At 72.9% G+C, this 25,358-nt stretch carries 24 protein-coding genes; 12 read left to right on the top strand and 12 right to left on the bottom strand.

The window, feature by feature from the left end:
* The first annotated feature begins 95 nt into the window (after positions 1–95).
* On the top strand, positions 96–2,702 hold the full coding sequence (locus HYQ63_RS29040) for an ATP-binding protein (protein WP_179936805.1): 2,607 nt from the start codon (positions 96–98) through the stop codon (positions 2,700–2,702).
* Positions 2,703–3,117: 415 nt separating this feature from the next.
* Here the strand turns inward: HYQ63_RS29040 and nucS are convergent, their stop codons facing one another.
* Positions 3,118–3,780: an endonuclease NucS gene (nucS, locus tag HYQ63_RS29045; protein ID WP_179936806.1), complete on the bottom strand. Its 663-nt coding sequence runs from the start codon at positions 3,778–3,780 to the stop codon at positions 3,118–3,120.
* A gap of 211 nt (positions 3,781–3,991) precedes the next feature.
* Between nucS and HYQ63_RS29050 the strand changes: the two genes are divergently transcribed.
* Positions 3,992–4,384, top strand: coding sequence for an SCO5389 family protein (locus HYQ63_RS29050; protein ID WP_179936807.1), 393 nt, complete (start codon positions 3,992–3,994; stop codon positions 4,382–4,384).
* A 36-nt stretch (positions 4,385–4,420) separates the two neighbouring features.
* Here the strand turns inward: HYQ63_RS29050 and HYQ63_RS29055 are convergent, their stop codons facing one another.
* Entirely contained in the window at positions 4,421–5,452 is a 1,032-nt protein-coding gene (locus HYQ63_RS29055; RefSeq protein ID WP_179940627.1) for an LLM class flavin-dependent oxidoreductase, read from the bottom strand.
* A gap of 206 nt (positions 5,453–5,658) precedes the next feature.
* Between HYQ63_RS29055 and HYQ63_RS29060 the strand changes: the two genes are divergently transcribed.
* Positions 5,659–5,976 (top strand): ATP/GTP-binding protein, encoded by a 318-nt coding sequence (locus HYQ63_RS29060; RefSeq protein ID WP_179936808.1) that lies wholly within the window; start codon positions 5,659–5,661, stop codon positions 5,974–5,976.
* A 24-nt stretch (positions 5,977–6,000) separates the two neighbouring features.
* Here HYQ63_RS29060 and HYQ63_RS29065 read toward each other — a convergent pair whose 3' ends face one another.
* The 6 genes from HYQ63_RS29065 to mce form a co-directional block, all read right to left on the bottom strand.
* Positions 6,001–6,978, bottom strand: coding sequence for an ABC transporter permease subunit (locus tag HYQ63_RS29065; RefSeq protein ID WP_179936809.1), 978 nt, complete (start codon positions 6,976–6,978; stop codon positions 6,001–6,003).
* Complete coding sequence (locus HYQ63_RS29070) at positions 6,975–8,231, bottom strand: ABC transporter ATP-binding protein (RefSeq protein WP_179936810.1); 1,257 nt, start codon at positions 8,229–8,231, stop codon at positions 6,975–6,977. Before HYQ63_RS29070 ends, HYQ63_RS29065 begins: the two co-directional genes overlap by 4 nt.
* A 68-nt stretch (positions 8,232–8,299) precedes the next feature.
* Positions 8,300–9,061 (bottom strand): hypothetical protein, encoded by a 762-nt coding sequence (locus tag HYQ63_RS29075; protein ID WP_179936811.1) that lies wholly within the window; start codon positions 9,059–9,061, stop codon positions 8,300–8,302.
* 224 nt (positions 9,062–9,285) lie between these two features.
* Positions 9,286–10,224 (bottom strand): cellulose-binding protein, encoded by a 939-nt coding sequence (locus HYQ63_RS29080; RefSeq protein WP_123105948.1) that lies wholly within the window; start codon positions 10,222–10,224, stop codon positions 9,286–9,288.
* 196 nt (positions 10,225–10,420) lie between these two features.
* On the bottom strand, positions 10,421–14,422 hold the full coding sequence (gene scy / locus HYQ63_RS29085) for a polarized growth protein Scy (RefSeq protein WP_179936812.1): 4,002 nt from the start codon (positions 14,420–14,422) through the stop codon (positions 10,421–10,423).
* 251 nt (positions 14,423–14,673) lie between these two features.
* On the bottom strand, positions 14,674–15,114 hold the full coding sequence (gene mce / locus HYQ63_RS29090) for a methylmalonyl-CoA epimerase (protein WP_009714985.1): 441 nt from the start codon (positions 15,112–15,114) through the stop codon (positions 14,674–14,676).
* A gap of 154 nt (positions 15,115–15,268) precedes the next feature.
* On the opposite strand from mce, the gene HYQ63_RS29095 reads away from it, so the two are divergent.
* From HYQ63_RS29095 to HYQ63_RS29110, 4 genes are all read left to right on the top strand, one after another.
* Positions 15,269–16,450 (top strand): acetyl-CoA C-acetyltransferase, encoded by a 1,182-nt coding sequence (locus HYQ63_RS29095; RefSeq protein WP_179940629.1) that lies wholly within the window; start codon positions 15,269–15,271, stop codon positions 16,448–16,450.
* A gap of 49 nt (positions 16,451–16,499) precedes the next feature.
* The gene (gene meaB / locus HYQ63_RS29100; RefSeq protein ID WP_063727928.1) at positions 16,500–17,465 is read left to right on the top strand and encodes a methylmalonyl Co-A mutase-associated GTPase MeaB; all 966 of its coding nucleotides are present in this window, start codon (positions 16,500–16,502) and stop codon (positions 17,463–17,465) included.
* A 61-nt stretch (positions 17,466–17,526) separates the two neighbouring features.
* Positions 17,527–18,183, top strand: coding sequence for a response regulator transcription factor (locus HYQ63_RS29105; RefSeq protein ID WP_179936813.1), 657 nt, complete (start codon positions 17,527–17,529; stop codon positions 18,181–18,183).
* Entirely contained in the window at positions 18,176–19,558 is a 1,383-nt protein-coding gene (locus HYQ63_RS29110; protein ID WP_179936814.1) for a cell wall metabolism sensor histidine kinase WalK, read from the top strand. The genes HYQ63_RS29105 and HYQ63_RS29110 overlap by 8 nt, the downstream gene beginning before the upstream one ends.
* A gap of 12 nt (positions 19,559–19,570) precedes the next feature.
* On the opposite strand, the gene HYQ63_RS29115 is transcribed toward HYQ63_RS29110, so the two are convergent.
* The 4 genes from HYQ63_RS29115 to HYQ63_RS29130 form a co-directional block, all read right to left on the bottom strand.
* Positions 19,571–20,047, bottom strand: a complete 477-nt coding sequence (locus HYQ63_RS29115) for a MarR family winged helix-turn-helix transcriptional regulator (protein WP_179936815.1) — start codon at positions 20,045–20,047, stop codon at positions 19,571–19,573.
* 94 nt (positions 20,048–20,141) lie between these two features.
* Positions 20,142–20,822 (bottom strand): AIM24 family protein, encoded by a 681-nt coding sequence (locus HYQ63_RS29120; protein ID WP_179936816.1) that lies wholly within the window; start codon positions 20,820–20,822, stop codon positions 20,142–20,144.
* The gene (locus tag HYQ63_RS29125; RefSeq protein ID WP_123100116.1) at positions 20,819–21,469 is read right to left on the bottom strand and encodes an AIM24 family protein; all 651 of its coding nucleotides are present in this window, start codon (positions 21,467–21,469) and stop codon (positions 20,819–20,821) included. The genes HYQ63_RS29120 and HYQ63_RS29125 overlap by 4 nt, the downstream gene beginning before the upstream one ends.
* Positions 21,469–22,107: an AIM24 family protein gene (locus HYQ63_RS29130; RefSeq protein ID WP_179936817.1), complete on the bottom strand. Its 639-nt coding sequence runs from the start codon at positions 22,105–22,107 to the stop codon at positions 21,469–21,471. Before HYQ63_RS29130 ends, HYQ63_RS29125 begins: the two co-directional genes overlap by 1 nt.
* Before the next feature lie 137 nt (positions 22,108–22,244).
* Between HYQ63_RS29130 and HYQ63_RS29135 the strand changes: the two genes are divergently transcribed.
* The 5 genes from HYQ63_RS29135 (at position 22,245) to HYQ63_RS29155 (ending at position 25,293) form a co-directional block, all read left to right on the top strand.
* A complete protein-coding gene (locus tag HYQ63_RS29135; RefSeq protein WP_179936818.1) occupies positions 22,245–22,589 on the top strand; it encodes a DUF3817 domain-containing protein in 345 nt (114 codons plus the stop codon).
* The gene (locus tag HYQ63_RS29140; protein WP_179936819.1) at positions 22,586–22,879 is read left to right on the top strand and encodes an MTH1187 family thiamine-binding protein; all 294 of its coding nucleotides are present in this window, start codon (positions 22,586–22,588) and stop codon (positions 22,877–22,879) included. Before HYQ63_RS29135 ends, HYQ63_RS29140 begins: the two co-directional genes overlap by 4 nt.
* A 42-nt stretch (positions 22,880–22,921) precedes the next feature.
* On the top strand, positions 22,922–24,256 hold the full coding sequence (locus HYQ63_RS29145; RefSeq protein WP_179936820.1) for an MFS transporter: 1,335 nt from the start codon (positions 22,922–22,924) through the stop codon (positions 24,254–24,256).
* Between the two features lie 43 nt (positions 24,257–24,299).
* Positions 24,300–24,809, top strand: coding sequence for a MarR family winged helix-turn-helix transcriptional regulator (locus HYQ63_RS29150; RefSeq protein WP_179936821.1), 510 nt, complete (start codon positions 24,300–24,302; stop codon positions 24,807–24,809).
* 145 nt (positions 24,810–24,954) lie between these two features.
* On the top strand, positions 24,955–25,293 hold the full coding sequence (locus HYQ63_RS29155; RefSeq protein WP_179936822.1) for a DUF3817 domain-containing protein: 339 nt from the start codon (positions 24,955–24,957) through the stop codon (positions 25,291–25,293).
* Positions 25,294–25,358 lie beyond the last annotated feature (65 nt).

Here is a 25,358-nt window from a genome sequence, read left to right on the forward strand (position 1 = left end):
GGTGGATACTGTGACGAGGTCTTGTCCGGCACTCGCCGGACATCATCCCTACGGCGGCACACACGGCGCGCCACGCATCTGGGGGGCACAGGGCCATGGAGCAGCACAACCGCGCAGCGCACGAGCACGGCCACGACGATCCGAGCCCGCGTTCCGCGGACGCCGCCGCCGCGCCGCAGCCACCGCGGGACGCGGACGTGCCCGCCCGGCCCGCCGTGCCCGCCCTGCCCGCCCGGGGCGCCTTGCCCGCGCGGGGCGGCTCGGGAGCGGCCGAGGGCACCGCGGAGCCTGGACCCGTCCGTACCGTACGCATCGTCACCGGCGATCACCTGCTGACCGTCAACCCGGTCGACGGCAGCGAGATAGAGCCCTGCCCGCCCGGTGAGCGGCGCGCCCGGCCCGAGCGGCACACCCCCGACCAGCGCGCCGAGCTGCGCCGGGCCGCGGCCCCGCCCCGGCCGTCCGGCACGGTGGTGCCCGACCTGCCGATGCTGGAGCGGGACGAGGAGCGCGAGCGGCTGGCCCGGCTGCTGGCCCGCGGCCGCTCCGTACGGGTCACCGGGCCGTCCGGCGCCGGGCGCAGCGTGCTGCTGGAGGCCGTCGCCGCGGACTGCGAACGCCTGGCGCCCGACGGCGTCGTACGGCTCTCCGGCTATCGCCGCACCCCCACCGATCTGCTGTACGACCTCTACGCCGCCGTCTACCGCGCCCCGCTGTACCGGCCCGAGCGGGGCGAACTGCTGGAGGCGGTGCAGGAGATCGGCGCGGTCGTCGTCCTGGACGACATCGAGTTCGGCGGCACCGCGCTCGACGAGTTCCTCGACGCGACGCCCGAATGCGCCTTCCTGATCTCCGCCACGCCGGACGTCGCGGCCCCGTCCGCCGATTCGCACCTCGAAGAGGTCTTCCTCTCCGGGCTGAGCCGCACCGCCGGTCTGGAGCTGCTGGAACGGGCCCTGCGGCGCCCGCTGGAGGAGGACGAGGCGAGCTGGGCGGCGGACCTGTGGTTCGAGTCGGAGGGGCTGCCGCTGCGGTTCGTACAGGCGGGTGCGTTGCTGCGGCAGCGCGAGGCGGCGGTGGCGGCTGCCGCCGCTGACGCCGGGCCGCGGGACGCGGCGCCGCAGGACATGGCGCGCCAGGAGGTGGCGCCGCAGGAGGTGGCGCCGCAGGAGGTGGCGCCGCTGCCCTCGATCCCCGAGGCCGCGGCCCCGGCCGCGCTGCTCGCCGCGGGGCTGGGCGAAGCCGCCCGCGACGCCCTGCGGTTCGCGGTCGCACTCGGCGGCGAATGCCCGCACCAGGCCCATCTGCCCGCCCTCACCGAGGACCACCCGCACGCCGACGCCGCCCTCGGCGAACTGCTCGCCCACGGCCTGGTCACCACCGTCGGCCCGCACTACCGGCTGGCGGCCGGGGTGGCGGCCCAGCTCGCGGCGGACGGGTACGCGGGTGACGCGGCCGAGTCCGCCGGGCGGGCGCACACCGTGGCCCAGCACTACACCTGGTGGGCCGGTCACCCCTCGGTGGCGCCCGAGCGCGTCGCCGTCGAGGCGGACGCGATACTCGCCGCGATGGCCGCCCTGGTCGCCGACCGGGAAGCCGGTCACGCCGACACCGCCGTGGATCTGGCCCGGGCCGCCGCCCCCGCCTTCGCCGCGGCGCTGCACTGGGGCGCCTGGGAACGCGCCGTGCGGCACGGCCAGGAGGCGGCGCGGCTGGCCGGACAGGTCGCCGACGAGGCGTACTTCCACCACGAGCTGGGCGTCCTCGCCCTGTGCACCGGCAACCTCGACCGGGCCCGCGCCGAACTGGAGGCGTCCATCGGGCTGCGCGGCGCGCTCGCCGACAAGCGCGGCACGGTGGCGGGCCGCCGGGCGCTGGCGCTGGTGAGCGACCGTAAGGGCGCGGCGATGGCCAACGCGTTCGGGCCGGGCGTCGTACGACCGCGTACGGAGGAGCCGACGCCGACGCCGACCCCCGCCCCGGGGGAGAACGCGACCACGACCATCACCCCGGTGGTGGACGAGACGACGAAGATACCCCCGGTGTCCCCGGTGACCTCGGTGTCCCCGGTGGCCGCCACGGCGGCGCTGCCGAAGCAGCCCGCCAAGCGCGGTCCGAAGGGTCTGCGCGGGCTGGCGCTGACCGGAGCGCGGCGCAATCTGGCCGCCGCGGGTGCGGGGGCGCTGCTGGTGGCCGTCCTCGGCACCGTGGTGACCCTCGGCGCCCTCGGCGACGACGACGGCAAGGACTCGCCCGACCGGGTCAAGCCGCGGGAGTCGGCCTCGCAGCAGGACGACGACAAGGACCTGACGGCCGACGAGCCGTCGGACACCCCCGGTCAGGGAACGCCCCAGCCGGGGCTGAGCAACGTGCCGTTGTCGTCGCCGTCCTCGTCGCCGTCGAGCAGCGGGTCCCCGAGCGGGTCGAGCGGGCCGACCGATCCGTCGACGAGCGGTGGTCCGTCGCAGCCGCAGAGCCCGACGGCGCCGTCGTCGCCGCCGACGACGAACGAGCCCACGCACGAGCCGACGAACACGCCGACGACCCGGCCCACGCCCCCCACGACGCCCCCGACCCACCCCCCGACGAACACGCCGACGACGGCGCCCACGTCTCCCACGAACACCGCATCGAACACGGCCGGCGGCCCACCCCCGAGCAACGAGGCGTCCACACCGCCGTCGACGGCCGCCACGGCGTAAGTTCCCCCACCCCGCCCCTTCCCGAAACCGGGTGCTGCGCCCCGGACCCCGCTCGGGGCTCCGCCCCGAACCCCGCGCCGGGACGGTGCCCCGCAGCCCGCAGCCCGCAGCCCGCGGCCCGCGGGCCACGGCCCACGACCCGCGCACGGGTCGCGCCCCGGGCCCGGGTCTCATCGGCGCTCCGCGCCCCGCCCCCGCCGGGGACTCCGCCGTTGGCCCCGTCCTCACGCTGCCCCGGCTACCGCCGGGAGTCCCCCCGGGCGGGCTGGGGATCCAGCCCGCCCGGGGTTTGAGGACGTGCCTGGGGGGCCGGGGGCGCAGCCTCCGGTTTCGGGAAGGGGCGGGGTGGGGGACAGGCACCGAAAACCGGCCGGAGGGCGCGGGGCCCGGGTGGCCGGAATGGGTGGGTCCGGGCTCAGAAGAGGCGGAGCTTGTCGTCCTCGATGCCGCGCAGCGCGTCGTAGTCCAGGACGACGCACCCGATGCCGCGGTCGGTGGCGAGCACCCGCGCCTGCGGCTTGATCTCCTGCGCCGCGAACACGCCCTTCACCGGCGCCAGGTGCGGATCCCGGTTGAGCAGTTCGAGATAGCGCGTGAGCTGCTCGACGCCGTCGATCTCGCCCCGCCGCTTGATCTCGACGGCCACCGTCGTGCCGTCCGCGTCACGGCAGAGAATGTCCACGGGGCCAATGGCAGTGGGGTATTCACGCCGAATAAGCGTCCAGCCATCGCCCAGTGTCTCGATACGATCGGCGAGCAGCTCCTGAAGGTGGGCCTCGACGCCGTCCTTGATCAACCCGGGGTCGACACCGAGTTCGTGCGAGGAATCATGGAGAACGTCCTCCATGGTGATGATGAGCTTCTCGCCCGCCTTGTTCACGACCGTCCACACATTGTCATCGCCTTCCTTCAGCGTGCACGGCGGAGACATCCAGTTGAGGGGTTTGTAGGCCCTGTCGTCCGCGTGAATGGACACACTGCCGTCGGCCTTGACGAGGATCAGGCGGGGTGCCGAGGGAAGGTGGGCGGTGAGGCGGCCGGCGTAGTCCACGGAGCACCGGGCGATGACGAGACGCATGGTCGGCAACGCTACTCGACCACGGAGGCTCCACGCGATTCGTCCGGCGATGGACCCGTTCAGCATTGGCTGGTTGTGTGCCCATTCTGGTGGTGCGGGCACAGGGGCCGGAATACCTTTGAAGCGGGCGGTCGCCGGACGGGTACGCTGCGTCGCCGTCCGCCCATCCCATCCCTGAGACCCCGCATCCGGGGTCGCGAGAGGAGAACCCATGTCGCTCGACGTCTCACCGGCCCTGCTCGAACAGGCCGAGCGAGGCGAGGTCGACGAAGCCGAATTCGTCGACTGCGTCCGGAACTCCCTACCGTACGCATGGGAGATGATCAGCTCTCTGGTGGCCCAGCTGAAGGTCGACGGCGGGGAGTTCGCCGACAACCAGACGCCGCCGCCGGACGAGCAGGCCCGCGGACAGCTGCTCCGCGCGCTGGCGAGTGACGCGATACGTGGCGCGCTCCAGCGTCACTTCGGGGTGCGGCTGGCCTTCCAGAACTGCCATCGGGTGGCGGTCTTCCCGCTCGACGCGTCGGCCGACGACCGCCTGGCCCGCTTCACCTCGATCCGGGGCCAGCTGCTGAACCAGTCGCCCGAGCTGCGCGACTGCTGACGCGATGTCGCTGCCGCTCCACCAGGGGGAGGTGTGTCAGAGCAGGAGCGGCAGCACTTCACCACCGAGACGCCGTACGTTCTGCTCGGTGGCGGCCAGATCGCCCGACCCCTCCACCATCAGCGCGAAGCGCGTGATGCCGGTGCGCTCGGCGGTGGCCGCCAGCCGGTCGGCGCACAGCCGGGGCGGGCCCACCGGATGCAGTTCGCACAGCAGCTCCGCGTAGCCGACCGGGTCGCGCATCCGGCGCTCCCGGCCGTCGACCGTGACATGGGCGCCCAGGCCCTGGCGTAACCAGCCGGGCATCGCCTTGGTCAGGGTCTCCGTCGCCGCGGGGCGCGCGTCCTCGATCTGCACCACCCCGGCCGAGACGTGCTCCGCGGCCACCGCCGCGACCTCGTCGGGGGAACGGCCCGCGGCCAGCGCGGACTTCTTCCACAGCCCGACCGCCTCGGCCTTCTCCTCGTCCCCGCAGTGCATGCCGAGCAGCATGGGCAGCCCGCGCTCGGCGGCCAGCCGCACACTGGCGGGCGAGGTGCACGCCATGATCACGGGCGGGGTGCCGGTCGTGCCCGGGTCGTCCGGGCGCGGTACGACGGGGACCTCACGGAAGCTGAACCGCTCGCCGTCCGCCCCCACCCGGGGCTCCCGCAGCCAGCGCAGCAGCAGATCGAGCGACTCGGGGAAGCCGTGCTCGTACGCCCCCAGCCCGGCGCCGAAGACCTCCAGGTCCACCCAGGGCCCGCCGCGGCCGACACCGAGGGTGAACCGGCCGCCGGAGCTGAGATGGAGCAGTGCCGCTTGCTCACCCAGAGCGACGGGGTGTGCCGTTGGAAGTACGCTCACCGCAGTACCGACGCCTATGCGCCGGGTACGTCCCAGCAGCAGGGCGGCGAGGGTGACGGCGGACGGGCAGACGCCGTACGGCACGAAGTGGTGCTCGGCCAGCCACACCGAGTCCAGCCCGGCGTCCTCGGCGAGTTCGGCCGAGCGGACCGCCCGGTGCAGCGCCTCCTCCTGTCCTTGGCCGGGAAATTGAGCGGCCAGTACGAAAGCCCCCACACGCATCGCCATCTGCCTCCTTGTCGCGGCTCCATCGCCGACGCGGGCATCCCCCTTACTGGCATTAACGTCTGACACGTGCCAAGGGCACGGCCTGGCAAGTATTTTTCATGATGATCTGAGAGTGGCTGTGGACGACGGCTTACCAGGTGCGTGACCGTAGCGCGTACGCTGGTCACAGTCAGTAGCTCCCAGCCCTGTCGAGGTGCCCCGTGTCTCCACGCCGAAACCGCCCCCAAGGTGGCGAGAAGCCCGTCGACCGCATGGGCACGGACCGTTACGGCCTGGAGCGCACCGAGACCTGGCAGGGGGAGGAGTGGGTGGTGCGGCTGGTGGGCGGCGGGGGCGCCGCCAAGCACTACCGCTGCCCCGGATGCGACCAGGAGATCCCTCCCGGGGTGCCCCATGTGGTGGCCTGGCAGCAGCACATGGGCGTGGACGACCGGCGCCACTGGCACAAGTCCTGCTGGAACGCGCGAGACCGCCGGAGCGCCAAGCTCCAGCGGTCCCGTAACGCCCCGCGGTACTGAGGCCGCGGGTTCCGAGCGCGGGCGTTACACGTCGCGCTTCTCCAGCAGTGCGTACGCCGCGACGAGGGCCGCCGCGGTGATGCCCCCCAGCACGCCCAGCTGCGACCAGCCGGAGCCCACCGAGTCGTCGATCTGGAAGAGCGCGGCCAGCGCGAATGGCGAGGAGTACTTCTGCATCTGCACGCCCAGGTCCGCCAGGCTGGGCGACATCATCAGGAACGCCGGGAGGATCGACGGGAGCAGCACCACACCCAGCATCGTGGTGATCGCACCGGCCGAGTGCCGCAGCATGCTGCCGACGGCGAGCGAGAGCAGCCCGAGCAGCGAGACATAGAGCCCCACACCGAGGGTCGCGCCGATCAGCTGGTCGTTGCTCGGTTCCATGACCTCCGGGCCGCTGTGCATCCCGGAGCTGATGAACGTCACGAGGGCGAGCGAGAGGGTCGTGGTGACGAACGCGAGCGTGAAGAAGACCAGCGCCTTGGCGGTCAGCACGCGGGAGCGGGCCGGGGAGGCGGTGAAGGTGGTGCGGATCATGCCGGTGCCGTATTCGGACGAGATCACCAGCACGCCGAGGGTGACGACGCACAGCTGGCCGAGCAGGGCGCCGAAGAACCCGGGGAGGGTGGTGGGGGCGCTGGTGTAGTCGCTGTCGTTGGTGCTCGCCGACGTCAGGAACCCGATCCCGACGACCAGCGCGGCCATGACGCTCAGCGTCCAGATCGTCGAGCGCACCGACTTGATCTTGGTCCACTCGGAGGCGATGGCGTTCCCGAGGTGGGTGCGCTGGATCGGGATCGGCGAGGTGTAGGTGCCCACGGCGGCGTACGGCTGCGCGGGCGCGCCGGGCGGCGGCGACACGTACCCGGGCGGGATATGCGGCGCCTGGTGCTGGGGGGCCACCGGCTGCGGCTGTTGCGCGTGAGGTGGCTGCTGCGGTGCCTGCGGCGGAGTCTGCGGCGGGACGGGCGCCTGGCCCTGCTGCTGGTACGGCGTCGTCATCGGGCGTCCTCGTTGTCGCGCTTGGTCAGGTCGGCGGGTGCGGAGGCCGGCGGCTGGGCCGGGGCGGCGGGCGGCTGGACCGGGGGCGCGGCCGGCGGCTGCGCGGGCGCGGCGACGGGCGGCACCGGAGCGGCACCCTGCGCGGGCGCGGCACCGTGCGCCGGAGCGGCGCCCTGCGGCGGGGCGGGCGGCTCGGCGTACCCCGGCATCACGGTCCCGGGCGGGTACGGCCCGGGCGGCTGCCCTGGTACGCCCGGTGCGCCCGGCGCGTAGCCGTACGCCCCGCCCTGCGGGCCGTACGCACCGGCCGCCTGCTGGAGCCCGGCCCGCTGGTCGGCCGTCGAGCGGTAGTCCACGGCGCCCTGCGTCATCCGCATGTACGCCTCCTCCAGCGATGCCTGGTGCGGGGACAGCTCCCACAGCCGGACGTCCGCCGTGTGGGCCAGGTCGCTGATGCGCGGCAGCGGCAGCCCGGTGACCCGCAGGGCGCCGTCCTGCTCCGGCAGCACCTGGCCCCCGGCCTCGCTCAGCGCGGCGGTCAGCTTCTCGCGCTGCTGCGGTTCGCCGTCGGGGGTGCGGACCCGGGCGAAGTCCGCCGAGTTGTACGAGATGAAGTCCTTGACGCTCATGTCGGCGAGCAGCTGTCCGCGGCCGATCACGATCAGCTGGTCGGCGGTGAGCGCCATCTCGCTCATGAGGTGGCTGGAGACGAAGACCGTGCGGCCCTCGGAGGCCAGCTGCTTCATGAGGTTGCGGACCCACAGGATGCCCTCGGGGTCCAGACCGTTGACCGGCTCGTCGAAGAGCAGCACCTGCGGGTCGCCGAGCAGCGCGGCCGCGATGCCCAGGCGCTGGCCCATGCCGAGCGAGAAGCCCTTGGAGCGCTTGCGGGCGACGTTCTGGAGCCCGACCACGCCCAGTACCTCGTCCACCCGGCGGGCCGGGATGCCGGACAGCTGGGCGAGGCACAGCAGGTGCTGGCGGGCGCTGCGGCCGCCGTGCACGGCCTTGGCGTCGAGCAGCGCGCCGACCTGGCGCGGGGCGTTGGGCAGCTTGCGGAAGGGATATCCGCCGACCGTGACGTGTCCCGCGGTGGGTTCGTCGAGCCCGAGGATCATGCGCATCGTCGTCGACTTGCCGGAGCCGTTCGGACCCAGGAAGCCGGTGACGGCGCCCGGCAGCACCTGGAACGACAGGTTGTACACGGCCGTCTTGTCGCCGTAGCGTTTTGTCAGGCCGACTGCCTCGATCATGCTCCGCCCCTCGTGCGAATGGGTCGGGGCGCCTCGCCCCCGTGAGACTTAGGAGCTTAACGGCCTGGTTACGGTTCCCGTGACAGCAGGGTTGAGAGCGGATCGTGACCCCGGGGCCGGGCCCAGCCCTCGTCGTGGAACAGCCGGGTGCCCGTGGTCCGCACTGCCGCGTCGGCGCCCGCCCGGCCGATCCAGGCGGCGGGGTCGGGGCCGAGGAGGTCCCGCAGCCGCGCGGAGGAGGCGAGTAGCCGGGCCAGCAGCGCGCTCTGGTCGCCGCCGCCCGGCAGGGGCCGCCCGCCGTCGCCGGGCGCGGTGAGCACGCCGTGCGTGCTGACGTAGAGGTACGCCGCGTCCAGCCGCTCCCCGGACGGCAGCACCATCGGGAACTCCGCACCGGGCAGCCGGACCCGCTGGTAGTTGGGCACCTCGGTGCGGTCCACGGCGTCGAGCTGCGCGTCGTCGAGCCAGCTGACGACGAGGGGTGTGCGGGCGGCGGGGTCGCCGTACGGGGCGGAGGCGACGTACCCGTAGCGCCCGATGTGCGCCGAGCAGCCGACCGCGATGCCGTGCACCAGCACCGGAACCATGGGCACGGTGGCGGGGTTCCCGGGCCGGCTGAGCTTGTAGTGCAGCTGGGCGGGGGAGGCGTTGGACCCCACCGCGATGACCGGGTGCCGCTGCCGGTACCGCTCCAGCAGCGTCAGGTCGAGGGGGTGCAGCTCGCCGCCGGTGAGGAGCGTGGGCGTGGTGACGGGCCGCCCGGGGTAGGTGAGCGGCGCTTCGGCGGGCACGTCGCCGAACCCGAGTGCGGCGAGGCTGAGGTCATCCACCCTGCCGAGGCTACGCGAGCGGCAGGTGCCCATCAGCGGCGGGCGTGGTCCCTCGCCGCGGGCCGACGCACCGCATGCGCGTACGCGGCACACCGCGCCGTACGCCGAGGGGCGCGCCCCTCGACCGGTGCCAACGGCGCAGCAGTGCGGGGCACCACATGCGCGTGCCCCGCGCCGCAAACTTTCGCGGCACGGGGCACGGAGCGCTAAGCCGTGACCGAGCGTCACCGGGTCTGCTGGGCCGGGACGCCGCGGTTGACGGCCTCTTCCTCGCCCGGGTTCCCGGCCGCGGCCACCGCGGCACCGGTCAGCGTGGCCAGCATCTCGCGGACGTTGGTCAGCTGGGCGTTGATGCTGTCGCGGCGGTTGGTCAGCGCCGCCAGCTCGCGCTCGGACTCGCTGCGGATGCGGTCCGCCTTGGCGTTCGCGTCGGCCACGATGTCCTCGGCCTGGCGCTGGGCGGTCTCCACCGTCTGGCGGGCCCGGCGCTCGGCGTCGGTGCGCAGCTTCTCGGCCTCTAGGCGCAGCTGCTCGGCGCGGTGCTCGATCTCCGCGAGCCGCTTCTCGGCCTTGGCCTGACGGGAAGCCAGGTCGCGCTCGGACTGCTCGCGGCGCTTGGCCAGGTTCGTCTCGAAGTCGGCGGCGGCCTGCGCGGCCTTGGCGCGGGTCTCCTCGAAGAGGGAGTCCGCCTCCTCGCGCTTGGACTGGGCGTCCTTCTGCGCCTCCTGACGCAGCGTGGTGGCTTCGCCCTTCGCCTTCTCGACGATCCGCGCGCCCTCGTCCTCGGCCTTGGCCTTGCGGTCGGCGGCGAACGCCTCGGCGTCGTTGCGGACCTGCTGGGCGGACGACTCGGCCAGCTCGCGGTGCTGTTCGGCGGCCCGGCGGGCCTCCTCGCGCAGGTCCTTCGCCTCTTCCTCGGCGAGGCGGAGGATCTTCTCGACCCGGGCGCCGAGTCCCGCGTAGGACGGCTCCGCGTCGTTGATCTGGGCCTGAGCGTTCTGCGTTTCGAGGTGCAGCTCCTCGATGCGCTTCTCGAGCGAGGTGATGCGGGACAGTGCGCTGTCACGGTCGGCGATGAGCTTGGTAATGCGGTCGTCCACCTGACCGCGGTCGTACCCACGCCGCACGAGCTCGAAGCCGAAGGGGGAGGAAGTGTCGCTCATGGGGTTCCTGTCGAAAGAGACCGGTGAGGTGATAGAGCAAATCCTAGGGGGCCGAACGGCGTGTCATCGAGTCAACGTCCGTTTGATCTGGAGAATGTCCAGCCTTTTGAGTGGACGTAAGACGGAGACCTTGTCACTCGTCGGGATGATACGGACACGACACGCCCTGTGCAGCTAGCCGTCGGACCGTGTTCCCCTACCCATCGGACCGCTTTCCACTCGACCGGGTCGCTCCCGCTCCCGCCGCCGTCTTCACTCCGCCGTTCTCCTTGCCGCCCGCGCCGCCCGACGCGGGGGTCTCGAAAGACTCCAACGCCTCCAGCACGTCCTGGACACGGGTGATTTCCGCATTGATGTCCTCGCGGCGGCGCTTGAGCAGCTCCAGCTCGCGCTTGCCCTCGTCGACGATTTCCTTCGCCTCCGACGTCGCCTCGGACTTGGTGCGCTCGGCATCCTTCTCGGCCTCGAGCCGCTTCTGTTCGGCCTCCTTCAGCAGCCCCTCGGCCTTCTTCACGGCCTGGATCCGCACCCGGCTCGCCTCGGTCTCGGCTTCCGAGACGAGCGACTTCGCCTTCTCCTCGGCCTTCATCAGCTGCGCGGTCGCCGCCGCGACGAGCTTGTCGACCCGCTCGCCGGTCGCCTTCATCTGCTCCGCCGACTCCCGGCGGGCCCGCTCGTGCAGCTCCTCCACCTCGGCCGCGGTCGTCGCTCGCAGCTCCTCGGCGCGCTCCCGGATGGCCGTCGCGTCACCGCGGGCCTCGCTCAGCATCGTGTCGGAGTCCGTACGGGCCTTCTCCACCAGGCCATTGGCCTGCGCGGTGGCCTCGGCCACCAGCCGCTCGGCCTCCTGGCGGGCCGCGCCCACCATGGCGTCCGCCTGCTCCTCGGCCGCGGCCGTCGCCTGGAGCGCGGACTCCTGGGCCTCCGCGGTGAGCCGCTCGGCCTCCGCCGCGGACTCGGTGACCAGCCGGTCCGCCTGCTCGGCCGCGTCGGAGCGGCGCTTGTTGGCGTCCTCGCGCGCCTGGTCGACCAGCCGGTCGGCCTCGTTCTGCGCCTCGGTGCGGATGCGCTCCGCCTCGGCCGCCGCGTCGGCGGCGATCCGCTCGGACTCGGCGCGGGTGCGCTGCGCGTGCTGCTGCGCCGAACCGACCGTCTCCGCGGCCTCGGTGCGCAGCCGCTCGGCCTCGGTGCCGGCCTCCGAGAGCAGCCGGTCCGCCTCGTTCGACGCCTCGGTGACCAGCCGGTCGGCCTGGGCCGCCGCCTCCGAGCGGATGTTGTTGGCGTCGCTGCGGGCCTGCGCCCGGGTGCGCGCCGCGTCCTGCTCCGCGGTCGCCCGCGCGTCCGCCGCCTCCGTACGCAGCGCCTGCGACCGCGCGGTGGCCTCGGCGACGATCCGCTGGGCCTCCTCCGTCGCGCCGCTGACCAGCGTGTCGGCCTGCTCGGCGGCCTCCGCGCGGGTCTTGTTGGCGCTCCTGCGCGCCTCGTCCAGCGTCTCGTTGGCCTCCGCGCGCAGCCGCTCGGCCTCGTGGTTCGCCTCGCCGAGCAGCCGGTCCGCCTGCTCCGCGGCCTCGGAGCGGCGCCGGTTGGCGTCGTCGCGCGAGCGCGCGCCCAACTGCTCCGCCTCGGCGATCGCCTCCGCGACGGTGCGCTCCGCGAGCGACTTGGCGGCCTCCGCCTCCTCGTGCGCCGCACGCCGCACCCGCGAGGCGTCGACCGAGGCGCGCTCCCGCTCCGCGTACGCGTCCGCGCGGACCCGGTCTGCCTCCTCCTGGGCGTCGGTCCGGGTGCGCTCCGCCGCGTGCTCGGCCGCCTGCCGCAGCCCGGTGATCTCCGACTCGGCCTGCTCGTGCAGCCCCGCGACCGAGTCCCGTACGGACTGGGCGTGTTGCTCGGCGGCCGACACCAGGTCCGCCGCGTGCTGTTCGGCCTCCTCGACCAGCCGCTGCGCCTCGGCCTGCGCCTCGCTGACCCGGGTCCGGGCCGCGGCCAGCAGCTCCTCGCCCTGCTCGCGCGCCGCCGTACGCTCCTGCTGCGCCTCCTCGCGGGCGTCGCTCAGCAGCTCCTCGGCCTCGCGGCGGCGGCGTGCCGCCTCCTCCTGGGAGGCCGCCAGGGCCTCCGCGGCCTCGGCGCCGATGCGCTCGGCGGCGCTCGCCGCCTCCGCCCGCACCCGGTCCGCGGTCTCCTGCGCCTCGCTCCGCAGCCGCTCGGCCTCCGCGGCGGCCTCGCTCCGCAGCCGCACCGCCACCGACTCGCCCTCGGCGCGCGCGTTGGACGCGTCCGCGGCGGCCTCGTCGCGCAGCCGGTCGGCTTCTTCCTCGGCCTGCTGCCGCAGGGCGTCAAGCCGCTCCGTGGACTCGGCGCGCTGCCGCTCGACCTCCTCGGCGGCTTCCCGGCGCAGCCGCTCGGCCTCGGTCCGCGCGTCGTTCAGCTCCTGCTCGGCGGAGCTGAACCGCGCTTCCGCCTCCTCGTGCCGCCGGGTCAGCTCGGCCTCGGCCTCGCTGCGCCGTGCCTCGGCCGCCTGCTCGGCCTCCTCGCGCAGCTCCTCGGCGGTACGGGCCGCCTCCTCCTTGACCCGCCCGGCCTGCTCCTCGGCCGAGGTCACCAGCTCCTCGGCCTCGCTGCGGGCCCGCTTCAGCAGCTCGTCGGCCTGGCGGCGGAGCGCGTTCGCCCGCTCGATCGCCTCGGTGCGGACCCGCTCGCTCTCGGTGGTCGCGCCCGAACGCGTCTCCTCCGCGTCCTGCTTGGCCTTCGTCAGCAGGTCCTCGGCGGTGCTGGCCGCCTCCTCGATCTGCTCGACCGCCTCGCGGCGCGCCTCGGCCCGGATCCGCTCGCCCTCGGCGACCGCGTCCGACCGCTGCTGCTCGGCCTCGCCGCGCAGCCGGCGCGCCTCCTCCTGGAGCTCGGCGGTCTTGGCGCGGTACTCCTTGGTGTCGTCCTTCGCCGCGCCCTTGAGCTGGTTGGCGGTGTCGTGCGCCTCCGAGCGCAGCCGGTCGGCCTCCGCCTCGGCCTCGCGCCGGATCCGCTCCGCTTCCTCGGCCGCCGCCTTGGTGGTGGCCTGCGCCTTCTCCGAGGCGCGGGACAGCACCTCCTCGGCGCTCCGCGCCGCCTTGGCCAGCTGCGCCGCCGAGTCCTCGGCGACCCTGGCCCGGGCGTCGTCACCGGCCTCGGAGATCAGCCGCTCGGCCTCGGCGCGGGCGTCGTCCCGCAGCTGCTCGGCCTCGGCGCGGATCGCCTCGGCCTCCTTGGTGGCCTCGCCGACCAGCCGGGCGACCTCCGCCTTGGCGGTGCGGGCGCGCTGCTCGTTGTCCGATTCGGTGGCCGAAAGCCGCTTGGCCGCCGCGTCCTTCGCCTCGCCGAGCACCTTCTCGGCCTCGGCGCGCGCCTCCCGCAGCGCCGTCTCGGCCTCCAGCATCCGCGCCTCCGCGGCGCGGGTCTGCTCGGCGGCGTGCCGACGGGCCTGGTCCGACTCCTGGGCGGTGGAGGTGCGCAGCTGCTCGGCGTGCTCGGTGGCCTCCTGGGCCTGGGCGCCCGCCTTGTTCAGCAGCCGCTCGGCATCCGCACGGGCGCGGCGCAGGATCGCCTCGGCCTCGGCGCGGGCGGTCTCCGCCTCCGAACCCAGCCGCTCCCTGGCCTGGTCGGCGAGGCGCTGCGCCTCGGCGCGGGCGGCGGTGAGCGCCTGCTCGGCCTCGGCCCGGGACTCGTCCAGCAGCCTGCGGGCCTGCGCCTCGGTGCGGGCGCGCAGTTGCTCGGCCCAGGCGACGTTCTCGTTGACGTGCGACTCGACCGTGGCACGGCGCTCGGCCAGCTCCTGGTCCAGCCGCTGACGGCGGGCCACGGCCTCGGCGTGCAGCTCGGCTTCGAGCCGGGCCTGCTGCTCGGCCTGCTCCTGGAGCAGCCGCTGGGTCTGGGCGCGCGTCTGCCGCAGCTCGCGCTCGGCGTCGGCGCGCACCTGCTCCGCCTGGAGCTGCGCGTCCCGCAGCAACTGCTCTGCCTGGTAGCCGACGTTGGCACTGTCGTAGGCAGGACGGCTCGCCAGCGCGCGCCGCACCTCGTGCAGCTTGGCGCGCAGCACCTCGACCTGGTAGCCGAGGTCGTCGGCGTGCTGGACGGCCTTCTCCCGCTCGTTCTTCAGCCGCTCCATCTCGGCCTCGAACTTCGAGAGGTGATCGTCAGGCTCGTAGCGGTCGTAGCCCCGCACTGCGCGGTCCCATCCGTCCCCTGGTCGCGTTGGCGGCCGGCTCCGTACCGCGCGGTTCCTGGCAGTCCCTTGCGGTCCCTCGCGGCCCCGACCCGGCGTGATGCGTGCCGGGCGGACCGGAGCTGGCCCTTCCGAAGAAATGGTGTCAGATCATCGGCTCAGCCCGGGCCGGACCCCGATCCCTTCGATTCCCGTACCCCGGCCGAGCCTGCACTCTACCGGCCGGGGAAGGGGTAGGTCAGTGGTCCGCTTCAGTGGTCCGCTTCACCGGGTGTTGCCGCGGTCACGAGTTCGGTCAGCACACCGTGGCAGTCCTTGGGGTGGAGGAACGTGATGCGCGAGTCCATCGACCCACGTCGGGGCTGTTCGTACAGCACCCGCACCCCCTTGTCGCGGATGGCCTCGGAGTCGGCGTCGACGTCGGCGGTGCCGAACGCGATGTGATGGACGCCCTCACCGTTCTTCGCCAGCCACTTGCCGACCGCGGAGTCCTCCCGGGTCGGCTCCAGCAGCTGGAGGTACGAGGCCCCGCCGTCAGAGGTCTCGTTGATCTTCAGCATGGCCTCACGGACGCCCTGCTCCTCGTTGACCTCGGAGTGGAACACCTCGAAGCCGTACGTGGCACGGTAGAACTCGACGGTCTTGTCCAGGTCGAAGCAGGCGATCCCGATGTGGTCGATTCTCGTCAGCATGGGCTTAGTGCACCGCTACACGGCCGGTTACGCAACGTGCGCGCGATCACACTGATGGGGCGGTGACCGGGCGGGTACTCGTCAGTACATTGACGATAACCCTCGTTAACTTCCTTCTCCCCGCGGAGGACGCACCATGACTCGTACGACATCTGTGATTGTGGCGGGAGCCCGTACCCCCATGGGCCGCCTCCTCGGCAGCCTGCGCTCGTTCTCCGGCGCCGACCTGGGCGGCTTCGCGATCAAGGCCGCGCTGGAGCGGGCCGGGGTCACCGGTGACCAGGTGCAGTACGTGATCATGGGGCAGGTGCTCCAGGCCGGTGCCGGGCAGATTCCCGCACGTCAGGCGGCCGTCAAGGCCGGGATCCCGATGAGCGTCCCCGCCCTCACCGTCAACAAGGTGTGCCTGTCTGGACTGGACGCCATCGCGCTGGCCGACCAGCTGATCCGGGCCGGGGAGTTCGACATCGTGGTGGCCGGCGGCCAGGAGTCCATGACCAACGCGCCCCATCTGCTCCCGGGCTCCCGCGACGGCCACAAGTACGGCGCGATCCAGATGCTCGACGCCATGGCCCACGACGGTCTGACCGACGCCTTCGAGAACGTCGCCATGGGCGAGTCCACCGAAGCGCACAACACCCGGCTCGGCATCGGCCGCCCCGAGCAGGACGAGATCGCCGCCCGCTCCCACCAGCGCGCCGCCGCCGCCCAGAAGAACGGCCTGTTCGACGCCGAGATCACCCCGGTGGAGATCCCGCAGCGCAAGGGCGACCCGGTCGTCTTCGCCAAGGACGAGGGCATCCGCGGCGAGACCACCGTGGAGTCGCTGGCCAAGCTGCGCCCGGCCTTCGCGCGCGACGGGAACGGGACGATCACGGCCGGATCGTCCTCGCAGATCTCGGACGGGGCGGCCGCCGTCGTCGTCATGAGCAAGGAGAAGGCCGAGGAGCTGGGCCTGGAGTGGATCGCAGAGATCGGCGCCCACGGCAATGTGGCCGGACCCGACAACTCGCTCCAGTCCCAGCCGTCCAACGCGATCGCGCACGCGCTGGGCAAGGAGGGGCTGACGGCGGACGATCTCGACCTGATCGAGATCAACGAGGCGTTCGCCGCGGTCGCCGTGCAGTCGATGAAGGACCTGGGTCTTTCCTCCGAAAAGGTGAACGTGAACGGCGGCGCGATCGCCCTCGGCCACCCCATCGGCATGTCCGGCGCCCGCATCGTGCTCCACCTGGCGCTGGAGCTCCAGCGGCGCGGCGGCGGCGTCGGAGCCGCGGCGCTGTGCGGCGGGGGCGGCCAGGGCGATGCGCTGATCGTCCGCGTCCCCGGGGCCTGACGGGGCCGGATCCGGTCCGTCCGTACGAGTGATGAGGAGCGCGGCACCCATGGCTGACGCTGATGTGCCCACGCTGGTGGAGCAGGCCCGGCAGGGGCGGCCGCGCGCGGTCGCCCGGCTCATCTCGCTGATCGAGGGCGACTCCCCGCGGCTGCGCGAGGTGATGGCCGCGCTGGCGCCGCTGGCGCAGGGTGCGTACGTGGTCGGGGTGACCGGTTCGCCGGGGGTCGGCAAGTCCACGTCGACCTCCGCGCTCGTCTCCGCGTACCGGAGGGCGGGGAAGCGGGTCGGGGTGCTCGCCGTCGACCCGTCCTCGCCCTTCTCGGGCGGCGCGCTCCTCGGTGACCGGATCCGGATGTCCGAGCACGCCTCGGACCCCGGCGTCTACATCCGCTCCATGGCCACCCGCGGGCATCTGGGCGGCCTCGCCTGGGCCGCCCCGCAGGCCATCCGGGTACTGGACGTGGCCGGATGCGACGTGGTGATCGTGGAGACGGTCGGCGTCGGCCAGTCCGAGGTGGAGATCGCCGCCCAGGCCGACACGACCATGGTGTTGCTCGCCCCGGGCATGGGCGACGGCATCCAGGCGGCCAAGGCCGGGATCCTGGAGATCGGCGATGTGTACGTGGTCAACAAGGCCGACCGGGAGGGCGCCGACGCCACCGCCCGCGAGCTGAACCACATGCTGGGCCTGGGCGAGGCCCGGGCGCCGGGGGACTGGCGGCCGCCGATCGTGAAGACCGTCGCGGCGCGCGGCGAGGGCACCGACGAGGTCGTGCAGGCCCTGGAGAAGCACCGGGCGTGGATGGAGGAGCACGGCGTGCTGGCCGAGCGCCGGATGCGGCGCGCGGCGGGCGAGGTCGAGACGATCGCGGTGACCGCGCTGCGGGCCCGCATCGGCGATCTGCACGGCGACCGCCGCCTGGGCGTGCTGGCGGAGCGGGTCGTGGCGGGCGAGCTGGACCCGTACGCGGCGGCGGACGAGCTGGTGGCGGGAGTCACCGAGGGGGCGTAGGGACGCAGGTCCGCGGCCCACCTGAAGGATCCTTCAGGTGGGCTCTGCCACGCTTGGGCCCATGCGTTTGCTGATTGTGGAGGACGAGCGGCGGCTCGCCCTGTCGCTGGCCAAGGGGCTGCGGGCCGAGGGGTTCGCGGTCGACGTGGTGCACGACGGACGGGAAGGGCTGCACCGGGCCCAGGAGGGCGCGTACGACCTGATCGTCCTCGACATCATGCTGCCGGGGATGAACGGCTACCGCGTCTGCGGCGCCCTGCGGGCGGCCGGGAGCGAGGTGCCGATCCTGATGCTCACGGCGAAGGACGGCGAGTACGACGAGGCGGAGGGGCTGGACACCGGCGCCGACGACTATCTGACCAAGCCGTTCTCGTACGTCGTGCTGGTCGCCCGGGTGCGGGCGCTGCTGCGGCGGCGCGGCGCCGGGGCCTCGCCCGTGGTGCGGGTGGGGGCGCTCGCGGTGGACCGGGGCGCACGCCGGGTGGAGCGGGACGGGGACGAGGTGTCCTTGACCGCCAAGGAGTTCTCGGTGCTGGAGCACCTGGCGATGAACGGCGGGGACGTCTGCTCCAAGGCGGACATCCTGGAGCACGTGTGGGACTTCGCGTACGACGGCGACCCCAACATCGTCGAGGTGTACGTGAGCGCGCTGCGCCGCAAGCTGGGGCCCGGCTTCATCGAGACCGTGCGGGGAGCGGGGTACCGGCTCCGTGGGTAGGGCATTCGGTTCGGTACGGGCGCGGGCCGCGCTGGGCGCGACCGTGGTGGTGGCCGTGGCGCTGGTGGCCGCGGGGCTCGCGGTGCTGCGGGTGCTCCAGGGCAACCTGGCGGACCAGGCCGGGCTGCACGCCCAGGTGGAGGCGCGCGAGGTGGCGTCGAAGATAGCCGCGGGGACCGGTTACCGCGGTCTGGACCTGGACGACGACACCCCGGTGCAGGTCGTGGACGACAAGCGCCGGGTGCGGGCGGTCAGCGAGGACCTGGAGGCCGTGACGGGGACGGCGAGCACGTCGGTGCGCCCCGTGTCGGTGGCGCCGGACGGCGAGCGCGAGGAGGGCGAGGTCGACGGCGACGTGCGGTACGTCAACGGCTCCGCCCGGATCGACGGCACGACCGCCGACTACCGCTGGGCGGCCGTGGAGGCCACCAGCCCGCAGGGCGACGAGGTCACCGTCTACGCGGGAGCCCCGCTGGCCACCGAGCGCGACGCGGTCGGCACGGTGCGGCAGGCGATGCTGATCGGGCTGCCGCTGCTGCTGCTCGTGGTCGCCGGGGTGACGTGGCTGGTGACGCGGCGCGCGCTGCGGCCGGTGGAGGGCATCCGGCAGGAGATGTCCGCGATCACGGCGAGCACGGACCTGTCCCGGCGGGTGCCGGAGCCGGACTCGCACGACGAGGTGGCGCGGCTGGCCCGGACCACCAACGAGACCCTCACCGCGCTGGAGGCGGCGGTGGAGCGGCAGCGCGCGTTCGTGGCCGACGCCTCGCACGAGCTGCGCTCCCCGGTGGCCTCGCTCCGTACCCAGCTGGAGGTGGGCGTGGCCCACCCCGAACTGCTGGACCTGCCGGGCGCGGTCGAGGACGTGGTGCGGCTCCAGCGGCTGGCGGCCGATCTGCTGCTGCTGGCCCGGCTGGACGCGGGGGAGCGCCCCCGCGCGGACAGCAGGGTGGAGCTGGACAAGCTGGTGCGGGAGACGGTGGAGCAGCGGACCGGGGACCGGGTGCCGGTGCGCACCGACCTGGCGACGGTGGCCGCCACCGGGTCCCGCGGGCAGCTCACCCAGGTGCTGGGCAATCTGGTCGACAACGCGCAGCGGCACGCGCGCGGCGAGGTGCGGGTGTCGGTGCGGGCGGACGGCGCCGAGGGCGTGGTCGCGGTCGCCGACGACGGCGCCGGGGTGCCGGAGTCCGAACGGGAGCGGATCTTCGAGCGGTTCGTACGGCTCGACGACGCCCGCAGCCGCGACGATGGCGGGGCCGGGCTCGGCCTCGCCATCGCGCGGGACGTGGTGCTGCGGCACGGCGGCACGCTGACCGTGGGTGAGGCGCCGGGCGGCGGCGCGCTGTTCGAGGTGCGGCTGCCGCTGGTCTGAGCCGGACGGGACCTACACGCGGCCGCGCTGGGTGCGCAGATGGTCGGCGACGGGCACCAGCGACCCGTACAGCGCCTCCAGGTCGGCCGGGGAGAGCAGGTCGATGAAGTGCTTGCGCACCGATTCGACGTGGTGGGGTGCGACCTTGCGCATGGTGTCCCAGCCGTGTTCCGTGAGGACGGCGTAGAGCCCGCGCCGGTCGGATTCGCAGTTCTCGCGGCGGACCAGCCCGGCGTTCTCCATCCGGGTGATCTGATGGGAGAGACGGCTCTTGGACTGGAGCGTCGCGGACGCGAGGTCGCTCATCCGCATCCGGTGCTCTTCCGACTCCGAGAGGTTGACCAGGATCTCGTAGTCGTTCATGGTCAGGCCGAACGGCTGGAGGTCTCGTTCGAGCTGGTAGGTCAGCAGCCGGCTGACGTCCAGGTGGGTGCGCCAGGCGCGCTGTTCCTCATCGCTGAGCCAGCGTGTGCCGTTCTCGGTCTCCATGGGATGTATTCTACCTATAGAAGTTGAATTCCGAACCAATGGATGTATCGGGCTAGAGGTCACCTGTTCGACGTTACACTCCGCATGTTCACGCTCACGAACCGGTACCCCCCGTCGCGCCGACGGCTATCTCCTCCATCAGCTCCTCCGTGGACTGGAGCAGCACGGTCCCGGCGCCCACGAACTCGAACTGGTGCTCCTCGCCCGATGTGCCCCCGAGTCCGGTGTGCGCCCGGATGCCGCCCATGACCCCGCGCAGGTACTCGTGGTCGTAGTGGTGGTTGGGGGTGGGGCAGTCCGCCCAGCCGACCAGCGCCTGCGGATCGACCCGGATCGGCGGCTCCATGAAGACCACGGGCCCGTTGGACGCCGCCACGAACTTCCCCGTCCCGATGAGCGTCAGGAAGCCCGGCACGATCGACTGCTTCAGCGCCAGCGACGGCTGGTAGGCGAGCAGATTGCCCGACCGGATGGTGAGGTTCCCGTCGTCCAGGTCATAGGAGTTGACGTCGAAGGCGCGGTCCGCGAGCACCATCTTGCCCTTGCCCTCGGCCACCACCCACTCGGCGGCGTGCAGGGGTGAGTGGAAGCTGCCCGCGACGAGCCGGTCGAGCCGCCCGAGCCCGATGCCCTGGAAGCCGATCTGCCCGTAGTAGGCGACCATCTTCCCCTTCTGGAGGAACCACTGCCCGTCCAGCTCCACGCTGAAGGCGTACGGATTGACGTTGTCGTCGGCGGGCAGCGTGTGCGCGTCGTGGATGACGGGGCCGTTCACAGCTTCTCCTCCGATGCCTGGACATAGACCGTGCCGGTGCCGGACAGCTCCAGCTGGAAGGCCTCCCCCGAGCCGCGGCCCACCATGTCGCGCCAGCCGAGGGCCGTCGAGAGCTTATTGCGAACATCACCCCGGTGGGCTACATATGCCTGCGGATCGACGTGGACCGGACGCCCCGGCTGGATCGGCAGCTCGATCACCCCGCCGTGCGCCATCACCGCGGCCGAACCCTGCCCCTCCAGCGTGGTGGTGAACAGCCCCTGGCCGGTCACCTGGCCGCGCACCATGCCCATCACCCCGCCCTGCGACCCCAGGAACATCGTGCCCTGGCGCAGCGAGCCGTCGAACGCCAGCAGCCGGTCCGACTCCACGTACAGCGTGTCGCCGACCAGGTCGATCACCTGCACATGGTGTCCGCCGTGCCCGAACATCACGGTGCCCTGGCCCTCTATGGTCATCAGCGGCGTCGCCTCGTTCGCGACCCGCCGCCCGATCATGCCCATCACCCCGCGCTGGCCGCCGGTGATGCTCGGCGTGAACCGCACCTGGCCGCGGTACGCCAGCATCGCGCCGCGCTGGCTGAACAGCGTCTGGCCGGGCATCACCTGGGCCTCCACCATGCGGGAGGTGAGATTGGTGAACGGCATCAGATCTCGCCCCCGATCGTGTTGCGCTCGCTGGGCTGCACGTACACCAGTCCCTCGCCCTCGAAGCGGATCTGGAAGGCCTCGCCCCCGCTCTCGCCTATCAGCGCGCGGAAGTTCACGCCCGACTGGAAGTGCTGCTTGAGGTTGCCGGTGTGGGCCACGTACGCGCCCGGGTCGACCTGGAGCGGGGTCTGCGGGGTCACGCGCAGCACGATCGCCGCGCCGTGCGAGACGATCGCCGCCTGGCCGGTGCCCTCCACGGTCGTGGTGAACAGCCCGTTGCCCTGCGCGGAGCCGCGCAGCCCGGTGAAGGAGGTGCCGGTGCGCAGGGCCGCGTCCGTGCACAGCAGATTGCCCGCCTCCACGTACAGCTTCTCGCCGTGCAGCGACACCAGGTTGATCTCGCTCGCCCGGTCGGCGAAGTAGCACGTGCCGTGCCCCTTCACCTCCATGACCTCCATCTGCTCGCCGGTGAGCCGCCGCGTCACCATGCCGCGCAGCCCGTCACCGCCGCCCGTCCTCTTCTTGAAGGTCATGTCCCCCTCGTACGCGACCATCGCGCCGTTCTTCGCCTTCACGGAGTCGCCGGTCAGGTCGACGGCGAGCACCCTGGATCCCTGGAGCCGAAAGTGAGCCACGGAACCGACGGTATCGGTCCCGCCACCCGGGAGAAATGATCGCCGGTGGGGCTGCGACAATAGGAGCGCTTGTGCATGGCTTCACAAGCACCCTGTTCCGATCCGTTGTCCGTGTCTCCTCATGCGAAGGTGCTCTCGTGGACTTCAAGACCGCCACCGCGCTGCGCCGGCTCCGCCTGGTCTCCGCGCCCGAGGCCGTGTCCTTCCTGCTGCTGCTCGTCTCTTCGGTGCTCAAGCGCACGACTGACTTCAACGCGGTGCCGGTGATGGGGTGGGTGCACGCCGCCCTCTTCATCCTCTACCTGGTCTTCTGGGCGGACGCCTGGAACCGCACCAAGTGGGGCTGGAAGACCGCCGCGCTCTACTTCGTCCTCGGTGTCCTGCCCACCGGCGGCTTCTTCGCCGAGCGCAAGCTCAAGCGCGAGGCCGAGGCCGGTGTGATCGCGGCGCGGGCCCGCCGCGAGGGCGTGGTCAACGTATGATCGTCGCCTTCTCGGTGACCCCGCTGGGCGTCGGCGAGGACGTGGGGGAGTACGTCGCGGACGCGGTGCGGGTGGTGCGCGAGTCGGGGCTGCCGAACCGTACGGACGCGATGTTCACCTCGATCGAGGGCGAGTGGGACGAGGTCATGGCCGTGGTCAAGCGCGCCGTGGCGGCGGTGGAGGCGCGCGCCCCGCGCGTCTCCGTCGTCCTGAAGGCCGACATCCGCCAGGGCGTGACGGACGGCCTCACCTCGAAGGTGGACACGGTGGAGCGCCACCTCTCGGCGTAACGCCCTCTGGAGCGGGGCCGCCGGCGCGGGCAGGCTGAGCACATGCCGACGTCCTCTGGGTCCGGGGCCACGGACCCGGCCGCGTTACGCCCCGGCCCCGGTCACCCCGCCCCCGTACCCGAACCCGCGGCCACCGCGCGCGCCGGGTACGGCGCCGTCTTCGCCTTCCCCGAGTTCCGCACGGTCTTCGCCGCGCACCTCATCTCGATGCTCGGCGAGACGGCGGGCGGCATCGCGCTGTCCGTCCTCGTCTACCGGCTCACCGGGTCGCCGCTCCTCAGCGCCCTCACCTTCGCGACCGCGCTGCTGCCGTACGTGGTCGGCGGCACCCTGCTGTCCTCCGTCGCCGACCGCTACCCGGCCCGCCGGGTCCTCGTCGTGTGCGATCTGCTGCACGCGGGCTGTGTGGCCGCCATGACGGTGCCCGGGATGCCGGTGGCCGTGCTGCTCGCGTTGCGCTGCGTGCCCGCGGCGATCTCGCCCGTGTTCAGCGGCACCCGGGCGGCCACGCTCGGCGACATCGTCGGCGAGGGCGATCTGTTCGTGCTGGGCCGCTCGGTCATCCGCATCACCGCGCAGAGCGCCCAGCTGACCGGGTTCGCGGCGGGCGGGCTGCTGCTGGCCGCCGTGTCGCCGCGCACCGTCCTCGCGATCACGGCCGCGGCGCTGTGCTGCTCGGCGCTGCTGCTCCGCTTCGGCACCCGCCACCGCCCCGCGCGCCGCACGTCCGGGAAAGGGGCGGGCGGGGCGCTGCTCGGGGACTCGCTGCGCGGCGTCCGGCAGCTGTTCGCCGACCGCCGGATCCGGGCGCTGCTGCTGCTGTCCTGGGTGCCGCCGATGTTCGTGGTGATGCCGGAGGCGCTGCTGACCCCGTACGCGGACGCCCAGGGGCTGGGCTCGGTCGGGCTCGGGCTGCTGATGTGCGGGATGCCGGTCGGCGCGGTCGTGAGCGAGGTCCTGGCGGGCTCCCTGCTGGGGCCGCGCGGACGGGCCCGGCTGACGCTGCCGGTGGGGGTGCTCGCGGCGCTGCCCGCCGTCGGGTACGCCGCGGATCCCTCGTTCGGATGGGCGCTGGCCCTCCAGGTGGTGACGGGCTTCGGGATCGCGTACACCCTCGGCCTCGACCAGTGGTTCCTGGTGGCCGTGCCGGAGGAGCTGCGGGGCCGGGCGATGACCGTGCTGACGGCCGGGCTGATGACCGCGCAGGGCCTGGGGATGGCGGTGTCGGGGGCGGTCGCGGAGTTCGTGCCGGTGCACGCTGTGGCGGCGCTGGCGGGCGGCTGCGGCGCGCTGTGCTCGCTCCTGGTGGCGCTGGAGGTGCGGCGTACGGCCCGGAGGGGCGGGCCGGGGCCGGGTCCGGCCGGGTTCGAAGGGTGAGACCGTGCTGACCGCGATATGACCGGCCGGTAGGGTCGGTACCGTGCCGAAGCCGCTCAGCCTCCCGTTCGACCCCATCGCCCGCGCCGATGAGCGCTGGAAGCAGCGATGGGGGTCCGTGCCGTCGATGGCCGCGATCACTTCGATCATGCGGGCCCACCAGATCCTGCTCGGTCAGGTCGACGCGGTGGTCAAGCCGTACGGGCTGACCTTCGCGCGCTATGAGGCGCTGGTGCTGCTCACCTTCTCCAAGTCCGGTGAGCTGCCCATGTCCAAGATCGGCGAGCGGTTGATGGTGCACCCGACCTCGGTCACCAACACGGTGGACCGCCTGGTCAAGTCGGGTCTGGTCGACAAGCGGCCCAACCCGGCCGACGGCCGCGGCACCCTCGCCACCATCACCGACCGGGGCCGTGAGGTGGTCGAGTCGGCCACCCGCGACCTGATGGCGATGGACTTCGGGCTCGGGGTGTACGACGCCGAGGAGTGCGGGGAGATCTTCCGGATGCTGCGCCCGCTGCGGATCGCCGCGGAGGACTTCGAGGAAGAGTGACGCCATCGCGATCGGTCGTTGGTCGGAGCAGCCCGCGAGGCCCCCGCTCCGCGGGGATGATCCACGAAGCGTCCTGAGCCGTTACCGGGCGATGGCGTCGGCCCCGCCTCCGCGGGGGTTTTCCGGGGGCGTTACGCTCATCCGCATGAAGAAGAGCGTTTTGCGTCGCTACCAGGTGATGGCCTACGTCACCGGTGTGCTGCTGATCCTGTTGACGCTCGGCGTGATCGCCAAGTATCTGCTGGACGTGAGCGGCGCGGCCGGGTTCACCAGCGTCGTCGGCATCGCGCACGGCTGGCTGTACGTCCTCTACCTGGTCTTCGCCTTCGACCTGGGCTCCAAGGCGAAGTGGCCGTTCGGCAAGCTGGCCTGGGTGCTGCTCGCGGGCACCATCCCGACCGCGGCCTTCTTCGTCGAGCGCAAGATCTCCCGCGAGCTGGAGCCGCTGGTCAGCGGATCCGAGCCCGAGACCGCGAAGGCCTGAGCCGCTCTTCCCCCTCCGACCTGCGGGAACGGGTCGGCCGGACACCCGGTCGGCCCGACACGGGC

Origin of the sequence: Streptomyces sp. Rer75, from assembly GCF_013414305.1 — a bacterium.
GTDB lineage: Bacteria > Actinomycetota > Actinomycetes > Streptomycetales > Streptomycetaceae > Streptomyces > Streptomyces himastatinicus.